Here is a 15,831-nt window from a genome sequence, read left to right on the forward strand (position 1 = left end):
GCTCAGAAATGTCCCTAACCGTTGGGGCGATCGCCCCTCCTTTTGAACTCCCAGACGCCAGGGGGCAGACTGTGCGCTTGGCCGATTTTCAGGGTCAGTGGCTGATTCTCTACTTTTATCCCCGCGATAATACCCCTGGCTGTACCAAGGAAGCCTGTACCTACCGCGATGTCACTCCTGTCTTGGGGGAGCGCAACGTTGTGGTTCTCGGCATCAGCCCCGATAGCGTTGCCTCCCACGCCAAATTTCAGCAAAAGCTCAACTTGCCCTTTCCCCTGCTGTCAGACGCAGACGCCAGCGTTGCCCAAGCCTATGGCAGCTACGGTCCGAAAAAGTTCATGGGCAAGGAATACCTTGGTGTTTATCGGGATACGTTTATCATTGATCCTGCGGGCAAAATTGCGGCCATTTATCGGCGCGTCAAACCCGATGCTCATGTTGCACAAGTGCTAGCGGATCTGGAGCGGCTACAGGGGTGAACTGGTTTTGGCGAATTGCCCGTTTTTTCTTGAAACGGGTGTGGCGACATCCCTTTGTTGCTGTCTCGGTGATTGCCCTGACGGCGGGCGATCGCCTGATTCTCATTCAGCGCCGCGATACAGGGCAATGGTCGCTACCCGGTGGCATGATGGATTGGGGGGAAACAATTCTCGATGCAGGGGCACGGGAGCTGGCTGAGGAAACCGGACTGCACCTTAAACACTTTGAAGGCCTCGTGGGAGTTTATTCTGACCCGCGGCGAGATCCCCGCGTTCATGCTGTGTGTATTGCCATTGCCGCCCGCGTTGTCGGTGAGCCAAAGGTTTTGGATGTCAAGGAAGTGTGTGCGGTACAGGCGTTTCCCCTGAGCGACCTCCCCTTAGCCCATCTCGCCCACGACCATGCCCAACAGTTACAAGACTATTTGAGTGGAAATTTGGGATTGACTTAGACGTTCCGCAGATGCAACTTCCTTTTCCAAACCATGAGCAGTGAAAAGTAGGGCAAAGTTAAGGTCGGAAAGTCCGTAAGGGGGGTGTAGATTTGCTGTTTCGGCGTTGTTGCCCAGCTCACCACTGCTGCCTGTTCCAAGAGGCGGTGTTCCTGGAGCCACTGCCAGGCCTGACCATAGACCGATCGCACCTTCATTAAAACCATTACTTCCGCCCACGCCCACACCTGGGCTAACTCCTCCACATGGTACATCGCCGGCAAAATTGCTAGGCGATCGCTCCCCAAGGTCAGGGGCACCCCCAAACTGGCCGCTGCTGCCAAGGGCGAGCAAACCCCTGGAATGGCCTCAATCTGGACGTGGGGGGCAAGGGCTTGGACGGCTGCCGCCAGATAGGAAAACGTACTGTAGAAACTGACATCTCCTTCGGAGACAAAAACCACATCAGTGCCCTGAACGAGGTATGCATAAACTTGCTCTGCCGCCTTTTGCCATGCCTGTTCTAAAACCGCTTGTTCAAGAACATAGGGAAACTCCAAGGGAAGGCAGGTTTGCCAGGGTTCTTTGTAGCCGGCAATTACCTCCTCCGCGATGCCACGTCGTCCCCCTAGTCCTGCGGGAAAGGCAATCACCTTTGCTTGCTGGAGACGCCGCCAGCCCTTGAGGGTAATGAGTTCGGGGTCTCCTGGTCCTACGCCAATGCCGCAGAGGGTGACCATCAGCCCCATCCCCACCAGTGTCCCAGTTGATAGACACTGCCACTCACAACCCATGCCATCCCTAGGGCATAGAGGGTAGCAAAAAGACTAAACTGCCAGCGTTTTGATTCACTCCAGAGCGTAGCAAGGGTACTGAGACAGGGGGTGTACAGGAGCGTAAAGAGCATAAAGCTATAGGCCTGTAGGGGCGTCAACTCCTGGGCGATCGCCTGCTGTAACGCCGTACCTGAGAGGTGATAAATCACTGCTAACGCGCCAATGACAATCTCCTTGGCCACAAAGCCAACGATCAGGGCAATCGTTAGGGCGGGTGTAATGCCTACGGGTGCCAGCAGGGGTTGCAAAGCGGTACCTAGTTGCCCTGCCCAAGTTTGAGGACTCGACGGCGTAGCGTTTAAGGGCAAATGGGTCAAGGCCCACACCACCAAGACACCAATCATAATAAAGCCCGTTGCCCGCGCGAGGAAATGGTGCACCTCTCCCCATGCCCGCAGGAGCACCTGTTGCCCCGTTGGCCAGCGATAGGGGGGCAGCTCCAGCAAAAAGGGATCCGTGTTGGGGAAGTACCCCTGAAAACAGAGCGCCGTAAGCAAGGCCGCCAGAATACTCCAGCCATAGAGGGAGACAAGGACGGCTGCCCCCCACTGCGGCGGAAACAAACAGGCAATGAGAAACACAAACACCTGTAGCCGCGCCGAACAAAGGGAAAAGGGAATAACCAGCATCGTCAGCAGCCGCAGTCCCGGCGAGCGAATAATGCGAGTCGCCATCAGGGCAGGGACATTGCAGCCAAAGCCCATTAAGCTGAGGACAAAACTGCGCCCATCCAAGCCCAAACGAGCCATCAAACCATCCATCAGGTAGGCGGCACGGGCAAGATAGCCACTGTCCTCGACAATCGCCATCACAATAAAGAAAATTGTTACTAAAGGCACAAACGCTGCCACCGTCGTCATGCCTCCGTAGATGCCCTCAATGAGCAAACTGCTGAGTAAGGGAGGAAGCCCGGCAAGGAATGGCTCCAATACCTGTCCTTGAAAAGCGTCAAAGGTATCACTGAGCCAGCCTTGCACCCCAAGACCTAACACCCACACCACTTGAAAGACAAGGTATAGCCCCGCAAAAAAGAGGGGGAGTCCCCACAGGGGATGCAGCAACCAGTAATCCAACTGCTCTGTTAGTCTGCGAACGGCGCCACTGGGGAAAGTGACAGTGTCCGCCACTAGAGGCGCGATCGCCTCTGGATCAATCTCTGGCAACAGTGGTCTCAAGAGGGGGGTTGCGGGAATGGGCGCCTCCTTGAGGGCATGACAAATCGTTTCATAGGCCTGCCAGTAGCCACCGCCGTATTTAGCACTGAGCGCCACTACGGGCACCCCGAGGCGATCGCTCAATTTCTCCGTATCAATTTGAATTCCCAGTTGTCGGGCTTCATCGGCCATATTCAGAAGTACGACCATCGGTAGCCCCCAAGCCTGCACCTGCAGCGCCAAGCGCAATTGATGCTCAATTTGACTGGCGTTAAGAATCACCAACACCAGCCGCACCGGCACCTGCTGGAAAAACTCACGCACAATGGTTTCATCAGCAGCCGTCCCCGCCAGATCGTAGATGCCCGGCAAATCCACTAGCTTAACCCTCTCACCATTGAGGGCAATCTCGGCTTCTGCCAAGTCCACCGTAATTCCCGGCCAGTTGCCGACATGGGCACGCGCTGCGGCAAGGCGATTGAAAAATGTGGATTTACCAGTATTGGGGAGGCCGAGAAGGGCGATCGTGCTCGAGGTCATTGGCGGGGTTGCGAGGATTGTAGTTCAAAGGTACCCGTGTCGCCATTATTCAGGGGAATCAGCAGACGACTGAGGAAGCGGCCATCTTCTAATTTATACATATCGAGGTTGTAGCCTAGGCGCTGGCACAGGTTAAAGCAGACTTTAAGGTGCCGTCCGGGGGGCTGATCGAGGCTGGAGGGGGCAAGCCAGTCGAGATGTTCGAGTTGGTGCAGCTTAATGAGTAACTGGGGCTCCACTTCGCCGTTGTCGGTAATGGAGAGTTCTAGCCAAGACTGTATTTTGCCCCCTTGACCTAGGCTTTCGATTTGTTGGCACCAAATGTCAATGCGACCTTGGGAGGGCGATCGCTGGCAGGCAAACAGCAGTAGCTCATAGAGGATTAACTCCAGCTTATTGATGTCGCCGCTGAGGGTGAGCACGGGCTGATTGTGCACCTGAATCCACAGTTGCTTGCGCTGCTTCCAGTTTTCAATGCGATCCATTACCCGTTTGAGGAGCACAGCTAGACCCGCTGTGTCACTGGCTTTGTCTAGTTGCCACACCTCATGGCTCAAGAGGGGATGGAGGGATTCCAACTGGGTTTGCAAGAGCGTGCCCAACCGCCGCAGCAGTGGATCCACCTCAGGGTGCTGCTGAAGCCATTGCGTCAACTGATTGCAAAAACCCGCCAGTTGACCATAGACCTGTTCAAGGCGACGGTGTTTATACCAGTTGAGCGTTTCAAGGGTTTGCCAACCTTGGGTGAGCATCTGAATGAGGGAGGTACTGCGGTGTGCCCAAGCCAAATGGTTGACAAGGGTAATGAAGGCCTCTAGGTGCAAGGTTGACCAGTGGCGATCGCGCCGATCAGCAACAATGAGAACTCCCGAAGGCTCATATTCTGGATCTGTGCGCAGGGCGATCGCTAAAATTTGACCAATATCTGGCCCTGAGAGCCACTCCCGCGTGCGTGAATCCAGTTCTGCTGCTGTGGTTTGAATTAACCAAGCGTAGGGATTGCCGTAGTTATCGGCTTGGGAGGCCATCAAGGCGCTGTGGATCAAGGGGTCTTCATAGATGGCCACTTCAGCCTCATGGCGAATGGCAAACTTGGGATGACCAGGGGGGGGTGCCACAATTGAACCAATGGTCTGCCCTGGTCGCCAAGTCACTAGAGCCACAAGGGGCACTTGCATTAAGTTCATAAGCTGCTGCAAACCCGTCAGTTCAATGCGCTCGAGGTTTTGGGTGCGCTGCAGTGCCGTAAGACCCGCCAGCATTGCCGATCGCACCTGCTCCTGCTGTGTATTTGTGTTTTGCAGTTGCCATTGATGGCTAATGAGGCCAAGGGTGCGCGCCACCTCCTGTACCAGGGTTTGCTGACTTTTGCCCCAAGTCGTCGGTTCATTCCGCCCCACCAACAGCAGTGCCTCCAAAGAATGGCCGGGGGTAGTGGTTGCCACTAGAAGAGACTGAATATTCAGCTTGCCGAGAACCTCTTTCCAAGAGTGGAGGCGCAGTTCATGTCTGTAGTCCTCAAGGGCAACAGCTGTTGTTGCTGTTTCCAGAAGCTGCCAATCCATTTTTTGCAGAGGCGGAAATGGCGGATGGCGATCGCGCCCACGGGGAGCTGGATACTGCAACAGGACATCAAAGGCTTGAGTCAAAGGATTGTACGTCAGCAAAAAGACCCACTGTGCCCCTAAATCCGCCGCTAATTTTTCACCCGCATGATGGAGCACTTGCTTCCAGTCCTGCTCATCACAGATAGCTTGGGCCAACTCACTCACTAAGCTTTGGGTGTGCTGAGTTTGTGCTAAAAGGTGCTCAAGGCGTTCAGTGGGGGCTGCTAATGCCAATAGCTCTGCGGCGACTTGGAGGAGTTTCCTCTCGTTGTCGTTCCAAGGGTAAGGTTCATTGTGCTCCAGCGTGAGAAAGCCTATGACATCCGTCCCTACTAGAATTGGGGTCGCGACAAGGGCGCGGCAATTCAGCATTTGCATCAACCGCAATGGCGCAGTGGCACTGACGACACTTTGACTATCGCTGACACTCACGGTTTGACCGCTGGCAAGGGCAGTGTAACAACCGGCTAATTCCTGCTGTGTAATGGCCAAGGGTTGCCGCTGGCTCTCACGGCTTTGGGGTTTACCAACGGTGTAGCTGCGCCGCCGATAGAGGGGCTGCTCCAAATCTCGCCAAAAAAGACTAGTGCGTTGAGGTTGACAGAATTGGTGTACTGCTCGCAACAACGCTTCAATGCGTTGACCTAAACTAGAGGCACGGCTGGCCTCTTGGAGGAGATGACGTATGGGGTCCTCACTGCCAATGGTGGGAGCAGCCGCTTGCTTTGCTGCCGGCGCAGCTTTCGTTGCTTGGGTTGCTGTCAGCCGTTCTAGTTCTGCCCCCAAGGCACTCACCAGGAGGCTCATGTGGGCTAAATCATCCCCGCGCAGGGTATCACCCCATGCCGTGGAACCAACCATGAGAATGCCAAGGGCTTGACGCTGACGAATAATGGGATAGATGGCAGTGCCTTGCAGACCCAAGCGGGTGGCGGCTTCCCGCAACTCTGCCAAGCGCGGCTCCTCTTTTAGGCTGGGTAAGCTAATGGGCTTGCGGTTCATTAATACCTGGTCGAGGAGGCTACCGGCAGCAAGGGTCAATTTTTGCTTAAGCAAGAGATGATCACCAACGGGCGTTGTTCCCCCCTGACCGATGAGTTGTTTAGAGGTTTCGTTGTACAGCGCCAACCAGACAAAGGACATGCCGAGGGTTTCTTGGGCAAAACTCACCAAGGGAGCAATCAGTCCGCCAATTTGCTCTTGCTGTTGCAACTGTTTGATGGTATTGACAAGTGCCGCCAAAGCGGGGCTGACCTTCGAGGACTTGGCAGAGGTCATAGGGGCGATCGCAACCGAGAAGGATGTCTTTTATTCTAAACTTTGACTCTGCGCAATCCTGTCCTGCAATTCACAGCAGGCGAGGAGAAAGTCTGGGGGCACAGGGGCAGGCCATGTCCCCTCCACTCGGCGATCGCCCAACACAATTAAATGCAGACTATAGCTATGGGGATAGCCCTCCAATTCCAAATGGACAGCGTTGTTGCTGCCACTGAGGGTAATCATTTCCTGCGGCATCAATTCAGGGGCGATCGCCTGAAGCTCCCCGTGGAGTTGACGGAATAAATCCACAAATGCCTTGAATTCTCTACTAGTGAGTTCCGTTGCCCAATCTTGAGCCCCCACCAACCCCGTATAGAATTGATCATTGCGCCAGCCCACCCGCCAGCCTTGCCCCACCCGCAGTTCCACCGGTTTGCCCTCTAAAACGTGGGAACAAGGCTACTGTTGCCGCCAAAGAGAGCCCAAGACAGGAAGAAGTTGAGGATAAAGATCGCCAATAGGGAGATCACCACAGCAGCCGTGGTGGATTGACCGACCCCCTTGGCGCCTCCTGTCGTTGTCATGCCCCAGTTGCAGCCAATGATGGCCACCACCCCCCCAAAAATACCGGACTTGATTATCGAACTCCACAGATCCCAAGTTTGCAGGAAGTTCTGAATGGACTCAACATAAACCCCACGGGGAATGCCATAGAGATAATCGGCAATAATCAAGCCCCCCCACAGCCCTGTCACCAATGCCAAGAGATTGAGAATTGGCAACATCAGCACGCAGGCAATAAACCGTGGCACCACTAAATAGTCCACAGGATCTGTGCCCAACATATAAAGGGCATCAATTTGCTCAGTAACTTTCATGGTACCAATTTCAGCCGCAAAGGCGGAGCCAACCCGACCGGCGAGTACCACCGCTGTCAGCACAGGGCCAAGTTCCCGCGCAAGGGCGATCGCCAGCACCCCACCCACCGCAGAGGTGGCACCAAAGGTAATAAATTCACGGGCAACTTGAATCGTAAATACCATGCCCACAAACGCTGCTGTAATTAGGGCAACACTGAGGGAAGCAGGTCCCACCAAAGCCATTTGCTCAATTAAGTTGCGCAGAGCAATCCGGCCCCGCACTAGATAGAAGATGACTTGACCCATCAAGAGAAAGGCCGTACCCAAGCGTTGTACGCCCTGACTTGCACGCCAGCGCAGCCGTGGCCACTTCATTGCCTTCATCGTTGTGTCCTAGAAATTATTGGTTTCCCCCGCAGCACCATTTCCCAACCCTGAGAGTTTGAGGAAGAGGTTTTTATCCGTTGTGCTCTGATAGACACAGCTTATTTCAGGTTTGCCTTCAAGGTTGCCCACATAGCCAAATGTATTCAGCCGCTGCCGACAACTGCGCAATTGTTCTCCTGTAATTAGTTGCCGCTGTTCTAAAAGGGCAACGTTGTTGGCGCGAATCACACAGCCCGGCTGCATCAAGGGTTGAGAAACAAAGACGGAGAAGGGGTTAAAAGTAACAAAAATCCGTGTATCCACGGCGATCGCGCTCGCACCAAACTGCACACAAATATCGGGATTAGGCGCCGCCTGATCAATAAACTGCGTCGAGGCCACGTTATCAGGGTTAAGGGTTGTGGTTTTACTAAAGGTGACCCCCACGCCGACGCCAATAATAAACACCCCTCCCAACACTGCCAAAGTGCGGGTATTCAGCGCTGACTTTGATTCTGGTTGGGGAGAGCGACGAGTTTGGGGACGCGGTGGCGATGGCGAACGTCGAGGCATAGCAGGAAGAGTGAACAGCACTTCCCTACCAGTATGCCCTTAGAAGGCGGGGTTTGACTGCCCCCCCGCCTGTTTTGGCTTCGCCTTGTTGACCTTGAGCACCCGCCCTAGCCATGTCGCACCGTCGAGATCATCAATGGCAGCGGCCTCCTGAGTTTCATCCATCAGTTCGACAAAAGCAAAGCCACGCCGTTTGCCTGTTTCTCGATCCACCGGCAACACAATCCGGCGAATAGCGCCATATTTTTCAAAAACTTCGCGAAGATCGTTTTCTGTGGCCTCATAGGAGAGGTTGCCGATGTACAGTGTCATAACCCGAACTCAGAAGCAGTTTGAGAATCATCATAGCCTCTTACTTTTCACTGTCCATGCGATCCAGACTACAGAACCCAACACCTTGCAAAGAAAATTAACGTTTTCTATCCGCTCCAAAATACACACGGTTAACAAGAAATTAATTCCTCTGCGGCTGACGTGTTGAAAGATACCATCAAAAGCGCTATGTTAAGTCACAGGAGTTCCCCCAGAGCATCAAAACAGGATAGCCACAAGGGGTGAGGCGCTTGAGGATAGATTTGACAGTAGCTCTAAAAGATGACAAAGTTAATGCAAAATTTATGATTTTTTCGACTTTTTAAGGGAGGAAAGGTTGCATTCTTTACGTTTTTCCCAGCCTGTCAAGCTATCGTTCAACACTTCTGGATATCGACTCTCTTCTTGCCAAGAATGTGAATCAATTAACAACGCTAGCAAGGACTATCGTCTTTAGGGGGAAACTTGTGCCTGTGCCACTAGTGGCATAGTTCCAACGAAAAGCGGCTATCAACCTGTCAAGATCAAAGTATCAGCGTAACGACACCGCCCTTCGCTACGGCTGACGCTTCAAAACACTGGTTTAGATGACTTTGCGTTTCAGGTAGGGAAATAGAATGATTTCATTGGCACGTTTGGGTCAGTCACTTTCAGTTTTATTGGGACTGGTTGCCCTTGGGTTTGCCAATGGGCTGGCGATCGCTCAACCACTTTTGGCACGACAAAATCAATTTCCATTGGCCAATGGGCTATATCTTTTTGGGGAGTCTCCGCAGCCCCAACAGGTAGGCCACAGCTATATTGTCTTTGAAGTCAAAGATCGCAATGTCTATGGGGCACTTTATTTGCCCAATTCCTCTTTTGACTGTTTTCGGGGTACCGTTGGCGATCGCCAACTTCAGGTAACCGTTTTCCCCACCTATGAAGAGGAAACCTATCCAGCGGAAATTGACTTATTCAGCTTTTATCACCTACGTCACCTCAGTGCCGGCGATCGCGCCATTTTGGCTGCCTGCAAAGCTGCGCCTCTGCCCATTGCCACCCAAACAGGAAACTAGGCAGAGGTGTTATCATCAGACGGTACCTTTTGCCGTTAACTTTTGGTTAAGTCTGAATGGTTAAGCTGACCCCAACGCCCGCCTACAGTCTAACACTTCAATTAAAAACCTCTTTGGATCCAACAGAATTAGGAACTGTTCTTCAGGTTATTGGGGAACAGCAGGGGCAAGTGGGTTCCATCACCCTGATTGAAAAAACAGCCAATAGCCTTGTGCGGGAACTGGTAGTAGTAGCTGCGAACCGCAATCATGCTGAAGCTATTGTCAATGCGGTCAAATCTGACACTAAGGCTACCGTGCTAGAGGTGAGCGATCGCACCTTTCGGCTCCACGAGGGGGGCAAAATTACCGTTAAAAGCAAACATCCCCTCCAAGAATATGATGCCCTGGCAATGGCCTATACCCCCGGTGTCGGGCGGGTGTCTCAGGCGATCGCTGACGATCCGCACTTGGTGCACAAACTCACAATCAAAAGCCATACCGTTGCCATTGTCAGTGACGGCAGTGCTGTCTTGGGACTAGGGAATATCGGCCCAGAGGCTGCTCTACCGGTCATGGAGGGCAAAGCCATGCTCTTTCAGGAGTTTGCCGGTCTAAATGCCTTTCCCATTTGCTTAGCCACACAGGATGTCAATGAAATCGTTGCCACTGTAAAACGCATTGCCCCCGTCTTTGGTGGTATCAACCTCGAGGACATTAGTGCCCCCCGCTGTTTTGATATAGAAGCCCGTCTGCAAGCAGAACTCGATATTCCTGTCTTCCACGACGATCAGCACGGTACTGCCATCGTCACCCTCGCTGCCCTCAAAAATGCCCTGCAGTTGGTGGGCAAATCCCTAGACACTGTGCGTATTGTTATTAATGGCGCCGGAGCAGCGGGGATTGCCGTAGGCCGACTGCTGCGCAAAGCCGGTGCCCAGAACCTGCTCCTGTGTAATCGCCAAGGTATTCTTTCATTCCAAGGAACACTCACCCCTGCCCAACGGGAATTTGCTGTTACCCAAACCGGCACCCTTGCCGATGCCCTACAGGATGCCGATGTCTTTATTGGCCTGAGCGGCCCCGGTGTCCTCACATTGGAAATGGTGCAACGCATGGCCAAAGCCGCCATTGTGTTTGCCATGGCCAACCCCGTGCCGGAAATTCACCCCGAACTGATCCTTGACCAAGTGGCGGTAGTGGCCACTGGACGCAGTGACTATCCAAATCAAATCAACAACGTGTTGGCCTTTCCGGGGGTATTTAAGGGGGTTCTCGCCTGTCGAGCCCCGCGGCTGACCGAGGAAATGTTTCTGGCAGCTGCAGACGCGATCGCCGCTTTAGTGAGTCCCTCGGAACTGCACTCAGCCTATATCATTCCCTCGGTGTTTGATCCACGGGTGGTACCAGCAGTGGCCAGGGCGGTAGAAGAATGCGCGCGATCGCTGGGGTTGGCTCGTGCCTAGTTGCTATCGGGAGACCGTAAAGGGTTGAGTTAGGGTCAAGCCTAAATCCGTATTGGCATCCACCACCACCAGTCGCTGCACCGCCGGATCAATAACGCCCCCAATGGTTGCACCGGCAGCTGCACCCGTAATCACTTTTTCGGGCGTAACTTTGCGATCGCCAATTACTGCCGAGGCACCGGTGGCCAAAGCGGCACCAATCAGTGTATCGCGAATAATGGAGGTGGCAGGCCGTCCTTGGTTGGTTTCAATGGCTGCCCCCGTCACTGTTCCCGTGAGCACTTTAAGGGGCGTAATCGTGCGGTTTCCTGCAAGACCAGAAATACCTGCAGCTACCGCCGAACCAATGGCCGCATTGCGGAAGACATTGCCAATGTTGGGGTCACGGGCATCGCGAATCGTGCGAATCACTTGGGAATTGGCGGCAATTGGCAGTTGGCGATTATTGATCACCACCGTATTAGCCACAAATTGGGAGCCTCCTTGGGCGGGCTGGATTTGACCAAAAATTTCACTGCCCATGGGAATCACAAGACGCCCTTGGCTATCGCGGACATCGGCAGCCGTCACCAAGCGAATGGCAACCGTTTCATTGGGGCTGAGGACAATCCGCTCCGCATCGGGAAAGCGGGCTGAAATTTGCTGACCCGCTGGCAGACTGAGGGCAATGGGGGAAGCAGTTGCTGCACCGGCAATGTACTGAGTGGGCACCAGGGCTTGGGCGCCGGGGGCACGGGTCGCTTGACAGAGGAAGGCGGCAATATCCGCACGGGTGGCCAGTTGATTGGGGGCAAAGAACTGCACATTGGGATAGTTCACCACCACCTGTTTCGCAGTGGCAGCAGCCACCCCCGTACGCCCGTAGGCTGGAATCGCCGCCGCATCATTAAACTGGGCTAAGACCTCCTCAACCGAGGAAGGGGTGGGATATTGCAAGCCGCTGGCCAAGGCTACGATCGCCTGAACCCGCGGAATGTTCTGATTGGGCTGAAATACATTGCCGGGATAGCCACTCAAAAAGCCTGTACGGGTGGCATTTTGAATTGCACTGGCTGCCCAAAATGTACTCGGAACATCGTTAAACGTGCTGGGGGCGCGCACCACTGGCGCATTGGGAAACGCCTTCCCCAGCATTGCTGCATATTCAGCACGAGTCACTGCCGCAAAGGGACGGAAGGTGCCATCGGGATAGCCACTGATGATATTGCGGCTAGCAAGGTGGTCAATACAGGCCTGTGCCCAGATGCCTTGGGTATCGCTAAAACGGGATTGGGCTTGAGCTGGAATAGCCGCCAAAAGGGCAAGAGTGCTAGAACTCATTAAGCCACAGCTCAAGATAGCCAAGCTGCGCCGTGATAGGTTCTGCATAACAAATCTCTCCAAATAAAGACATTAAAGATGGTTGACGGGTTGCGCCTCCCCCTCCTGAGGGGGACAACACGCAGCTTACTCTCTTGATGCCTATGGACGGTCAGCCGGGGATTAGGTTCCCTTGGCGGTAGAGGCTTCGCTGGGAACGAGCACTGATTCCACTTGGGTATTCATTTGCCAGCCAGAAATGAGAGCTGCCGGCAGGGTGTGGGGTTTGGGGCTGTGCAGCAAATAAATCAAGCGATCCCCCACTTGCCACTCTTCATTGGCTCGCACGACCCGCAATCCCTCTGGCCGTTCCACAAGGAGGGGGAGAACTTTGCTAGAGCGCACTAACGCTTCCAGATGTTGGCGTTGCAACTGCGATCGCTCCTCCTCAATGACCAGTTCCCCTAGGCGTACAGCATTGCTCCTGATGTATTCGTTCCATTTTTTAATGGAAAGTTGGCTAGCAAAGGCAGGACTTAAGCCCAAGGGACAATCCTCTAACTCAAGGGCAGCCAGGACACGGGGGGGATGAAATTCCTCGAGGACGCGCTGTGCCAAAACCGCATTGACTTCCGTATTGCTGGTTACAGCAAGATAGGTGCCCAATTGGGTAATTCCTGCCTCTTGTAAAATATTCAAGTCAAGGGCACTGCTGAGATAGACCGGTAAGTGTTCACGGCGGGCTTGTTCGACGGCCTCTGGATCGGTGTCAATCATCACCACCTCCTCCCCGCGATCGCGCAGAATCCGCGCCAACAGGCGACCCAAGGGGGTGCAGCCAGCAATCATTACCCCCGATGCCCCCTGTGCCCGAACATTTAGTTGCGTTGCCAGCCAGCGAGCCGTTAAGCCCTGACCAAAGACCGTCATGAGAATTGTCAGGAACACCTGTCCCTTGATGGCATCGCCGCCACTAATGCCAGCATTGGTTAGCGTAATTGCAAAAAGAGAGGCCACGGAGGCGGCCACAATTCCACGCGGCGCAATCCAACTGAGAAAGGCTTTTTGTTGCCAACTGAGATCACTGCCCCATGTACAAAGCAGAACCCCAAGGGGACGGATGAGGAACATCAAGCACAAAACCGTGAGCACGCCCGACCAGCCTAGCTCCAACAGGCCAGCAATCGAGAGATCGGCGGCCAGCAGCACAAACAACACCGAGATTGACAGCGTACTCAGTTGCCCTTTGAAGCGCCGCAGCAGCCGTCCCCCCGGCACATCAGACCCCCGCAGCACCAGCCCCAAGACAACGGCCATCATGAGGCCAGATTCGCTCACCAGTTGATCTGAGAGCCAGAACAGACCCCAGAGGACAGCAAGCACTAAGAGATTGCGCAGGTCATCAACCAAAAACCAGGCGCGGCGCAGAAACCGATTCAGGCACCAGCCACCAAGGCCACCCATCAATGCCCCCACCGCCAAGCGCTGAATAATTTCAAGGGCGATCGCCCCCATCCCCAAGTCTTGGTTGAGAACTACGTTGAGCACCACCACTGCCAAAATGGCACCAATGGGGTCAATGAGCACGCCTTCCCCTTCAAGAATCACCGCCAATTTATGCTCCACCCCCACCTGCCGCAGGAGCGGCCCAACCACCGTTGGACCAGTAACAACGATGAGGGATGCGTAGAGAAACGCCAGTTGCCAAGGAAATTCCCCTAGCCAATGGGCAGCCATTGCCCCCCCTACCAGGGTGATGAGGCCACCAATGCTCACGAGTTTCCAAAGGCTACCCGTAATGTCTTGGTCAGCCCGCGTAAGATCGAGACTCAAGCCCCCTTCGAACAGAATCAAGGCTACACACAGGGGCACTAAGACCTCTAAACCTTCCCCTAGTACCTCTGGATGTACTAGTCCTAAGCCGCTAGGGCCTGAAGCAATCCCTGTCAGCAACAATAGGACAATACTGGGCAGCCGCAGCCACTGGGCAATCACTTGGGCACCAATGCCCAAGACAACGGCTATAACAAACAGGGCGGTCAGTTCGGCACTACTTTCCATTGCAGCCTCCACAGAGGTTTAGGCATTGAGGGCTAGATTGATGGGCAAGTATTCCTCCTTGTTCTACGGCGAAGATCGACGGCAAAGATCAAGAGTTGACTATTGTATTGATGTATTGGCCACATTGATCACACCCTTGGCGGGGGAAGGTGGGGAACTTGATTATCAGGATACTGGAAGTGCTTGAGCACTGCCAATTTCAACTAATGCTGTAAGCTTTTCCGAGTTCCCTAGAGGGGGAAGATACGCCACAAACCCCTACGAGACGCTTTGCGATCGCCACCATAGCCATGCGGCAGCCCCACAGAGGGCACAGTTGCCCACAAAGGTTAAAAGTGCTTGCAACTCTACCAACCAAGCTAGGGTGGTTGCATTGTCAAAGTAGTGCCAAGTACAAGCACACATGGCGCTCACCAAAGCTGGCAGCATTGCCCATGCCAACCATCGCCAGCCCCGCTGAGGACAGCGGCGGTCCAGTTGAGCTACAAACCAAATGGCAGCCATCCACTCTAAGACACTGGAAATATGAACCACCCAAGTGGGGAGGGATAGAGCGTGCATCAAGCCCCCGGATAGATGAGAATTTTGTAGGTCTCAGGTGTTGGGTGGATCGCCTGTTCCACAGCTTCAGCCAGTCTTGACAAGGGATAGCGATCGCTCACTAAAGTTTTGACATCAATGCGGCGGTTAAAGATGACATCGCAGGCAAGGGACTGCCAGCGGTAAGAGGAGCTATAGCTGCCCATAAGGTCAATTTCGTGGCGATAGAGAATGTTGGGATTCAAGGGAATTTCCACCTCATCGGGAAACTCAGCAAAAAAGAGAATTTTGCCCCCCTTGCGCGTACACGCCAGAGCTTGGAAAAAGGCTTTCTCGCTGGGTACCGCCAAAAGGCTCACATCTACCCCCAAACCATGGGTGAGGGCTTGAACTTTGGCAGCAAGATCGGGGTCGCGGGCATCAAAGGCAGCGGCAGCACCAGCTTCCTTGGCTTTGGCAATTCGCGAGGGCAGCAAATCGGTGGCGATCGCCCGCGCCCCAAAAAGATTGACCAACATAACAAACATTAAGCCAATAGGGCCAGCGCCAGTTACCAGTACCGTCTGACCAGGGGCAATCCCCGCCTTCTTCACCGCCTTAAGACAACAGTTGGTGGGTTCAACAAAGCTGGCTTCTTCATCACTAATCTCATCGGGAATGGAAATCAATCCCCCATGCTGCACAATATGCCCCGGCACTTTCACATATTCAGCAAAGCCCCCACCACTGGGAATAAAGCCCGCCGTTGTCGTCACTGTTTTATAGACATGGCACATGGAGTAGTTTTCATTCAGACAGTAGGCACAGCGCATACAGGGAATATGGTGCATGACCACCACCCGCTGACCCACCTGCCAACCCCTCACGGCTGCACCCACAGCAGCAATTTCACCTACCGTTTCATGGCCAAAGATACGGGGAGGTTCATAGAGGGGATAGCGAATTTTTTTAATGTCCGATTGGCACAACCCAACCACCCTGACCCGGACTAGCACTTCATCGGCAGCAAT

The 15,831-nt window shown here is 54.0% G+C and carries 15 protein-coding genes; 4 read left to right on the forward strand and 11 right to left on the reverse strand.

Annotated elements, in window-relative coordinates; genetic code table 11:
• Positions 1–8: 8 nt before the first annotated feature.
• Both bcp and P3X23_RS00445 read left to right on the forward strand, forming a co-directional pair.
• Entirely contained in the window at positions 9–479 is a 471-nt protein-coding gene (gene bcp, locus P3X23_RS00440; RefSeq protein WP_300872009.1) for a thioredoxin-dependent thiol peroxidase, read from the forward strand.
• Complete coding sequence (locus P3X23_RS00445; RefSeq protein WP_300872012.1) at positions 476–931, forward strand: NUDIX hydrolase; 456 nt, start codon at positions 476–478, stop codon at positions 929–931. The genes bcp and P3X23_RS00445 overlap by 4 nt, the downstream gene beginning before the upstream one ends.
• Here the strand turns inward: P3X23_RS00445 and P3X23_RS00450 are convergent.
• The 7 genes from P3X23_RS00450 to P3X23_RS00480 are packed head-to-tail and all read right to left on the reverse strand — an operon-like array spanning position 928 to position 8,418.
• Complete coding sequence (locus tag P3X23_RS00450) at positions 928–1,650, reverse strand: precorrin-2 C(20)-methyltransferase (protein WP_300872014.1); 723 nt, start codon at positions 1,648–1,650, stop codon at positions 928–930. The two genes, P3X23_RS00445 and P3X23_RS00450, sit on opposite strands and share 4 nt — an antisense overlap.
• Entirely contained in the window at positions 1,650–3,440 is a 1,791-nt protein-coding gene (gene feoB, locus P3X23_RS00455) for a ferrous iron transport protein B (RefSeq protein ID WP_300872017.1), read from the reverse strand. The genes P3X23_RS00450 and feoB overlap by 1 nt, the downstream gene beginning before the upstream one ends.
• Positions 3,437–6,325 carry a GAF domain-containing protein gene (locus tag P3X23_RS00460; protein WP_300872020.1) on the reverse strand — a complete coding sequence of 963 codons (2,889 nt, stop codon included), beginning with the start codon at positions 6,323–6,325 and terminating at the stop codon, positions 3,437–3,439. Before P3X23_RS00460 ends, feoB begins: the two co-directional genes overlap by 4 nt.
• A gap of 30 nt (positions 6,326–6,355) precedes the next feature.
• Positions 6,356–6,736 carry a DUF1818 family protein gene (locus P3X23_RS00465; RefSeq protein WP_300872022.1) on the reverse strand — a complete coding sequence of 127 codons (381 nt, stop codon included), beginning with the start codon at positions 6,734–6,736 and terminating at the stop codon, positions 6,356–6,358.
• An 11-nt stretch (positions 6,737–6,747) separates the two neighbouring features.
• Entirely contained in the window at positions 6,748–7,551 is an 804-nt protein-coding gene (locus P3X23_RS00470; RefSeq protein WP_300872025.1) for an MlaE family lipid ABC transporter permease subunit, read from the reverse strand.
• A 9-nt stretch (positions 7,552–7,560) separates the two neighbouring features.
• Positions 7,561–8,106 carry a DUF3172 domain-containing protein gene (locus tag P3X23_RS00475; protein ID WP_300872028.1) on the reverse strand — a complete coding sequence of 182 codons (546 nt, stop codon included), beginning with the start codon at positions 8,104–8,106 and terminating at the stop codon, positions 7,561–7,563.
• A gap of 39 nt (positions 8,107–8,145) precedes the next feature.
• Complete coding sequence (locus P3X23_RS00480; RefSeq protein ID WP_300872031.1) at positions 8,146–8,418, reverse strand: RNA-binding protein; 273 nt, start codon at positions 8,416–8,418, stop codon at positions 8,146–8,148.
• 617 nt (positions 8,419–9,035) lie between these two features.
• Here P3X23_RS00480 and P3X23_RS00485 point away from each other — a divergent pair.
• Together P3X23_RS00485 and P3X23_RS00490 are read left to right on the forward strand one after the other, a co-directional pair.
• Positions 9,036–9,476: a hypothetical protein gene (locus P3X23_RS00485; protein WP_300872034.1), complete on the forward strand. Its 441-nt coding sequence runs from the start codon at positions 9,036–9,038 to the stop codon at positions 9,474–9,476.
• 56 nt (positions 9,477–9,532) lie between these two features.
• Positions 9,533–10,921, forward strand: a complete 1,389-nt coding sequence (locus P3X23_RS00490; RefSeq protein WP_300872036.1) for an NAD-dependent malic enzyme — start codon at positions 9,533–9,535, stop codon at positions 10,919–10,921.
• 3 nt (positions 10,922–10,924) lie between these two features.
• Here P3X23_RS00490 and P3X23_RS00495 read toward each other — a convergent pair whose 3' ends face one another.
• The 4 genes from P3X23_RS00495 to P3X23_RS00510 all read right to left on the reverse strand — a co-directional run.
• Positions 10,925–12,289, reverse strand: coding sequence for an S-layer homology domain-containing protein (locus tag P3X23_RS00495; protein ID WP_300872039.1), 1,365 nt, complete (start codon positions 12,287–12,289; stop codon positions 10,925–10,927).
• 114 nt (positions 12,290–12,403) lie between these two features.
• Positions 12,404–14,281, reverse strand: coding sequence for a sodium:proton antiporter (locus tag P3X23_RS00500; protein ID WP_300872041.1), 1,878 nt, complete (start codon positions 14,279–14,281; stop codon positions 12,404–12,406).
• Between the two features lie 258 nt (positions 14,282–14,539).
• Positions 14,540–14,842: a DUF2499 domain-containing protein gene (locus tag P3X23_RS00505; protein WP_300872043.1), complete on the reverse strand. Its 303-nt coding sequence runs from the start codon at positions 14,840–14,842 to the stop codon at positions 14,540–14,542.
• A partial coding sequence (locus P3X23_RS00510; RefSeq protein WP_300872047.1) for an alcohol dehydrogenase catalytic domain-containing protein occupies positions 14,842–15,831 on the reverse strand: 990 nt, incomplete at its 5' end. The genes P3X23_RS00510 and P3X23_RS00505, both read right to left, overlap by 1 nt.

It is taken from the genome of Thermosynechococcus sp. Uc (genome assembly GCF_029335995.1).
Lineage (GTDB): Bacteria > Cyanobacteriota > Cyanobacteriia > Thermosynechococcales > Thermosynechococcaceae > Thermosynechococcus.